This is a genomic window from Streptomyces sp. CLV115 (assembly GCF_038448545.1).
Taxonomy (GTDB): domain Bacteria; phylum Actinomycetota; class Actinomycetes; order Streptomycetales; family Streptomycetaceae; genus Streptomyces; species Streptomyces sanglieri.
The window spans coordinates 1-445 of the sequence record NZ_JBCEWQ010000424.1; the positions used below are offsets into that span (position 1 = coordinate 1).

Genomic DNA, 445 nt, shown 5'->3' on the forward strand with positions numbered 1-445 from the left:
CCTACGGGTGGCTGCAGTGGGGAATATTGCACAATGGGCGGAAGCCTGATGCAGCGACGCCGCGTGAGGGATGACGGCCTTCGGGTTGTAAACCTCTTTCAGCGCAGACGAAGCGAAAGTGACGGTATGCGCAGAAGAAGCACCGGCCAACTACGTGCCAGCAGCCGCGGTAATACGTAGGGTGCGAGCGTTGTCCGGAATTATTGGGCGTAAAGGGCTCGTAGGCGGTCTGTCGCGTCAGGAGTGAAAACTCGGGGCTTAACCCCGAGCCTGCTTCTGATACGGGCAGACTAGAGGTATGCAGGGGAGAACGGAATTCCTGGTGTAGCGGTGAAATGCGCAGATATCAGGAGGAACACCGGTGGCGAAGGCGGTTCTCTGGGCATTACCTGACGCTGAGGAGCGAAAGTGTGGGGAGCGAACAGGATTAAATACCCGAGTAGTC

Annotated in this window: 1 rRNA gene; it reads left to right on the forward strand. The window is 57.8% G+C overall.

What is annotated here, in order from left to right:
• Positions 1–445, forward strand: a 16S ribosomal RNA gene (locus AADR41_RS42465); the annotation flags it as partial.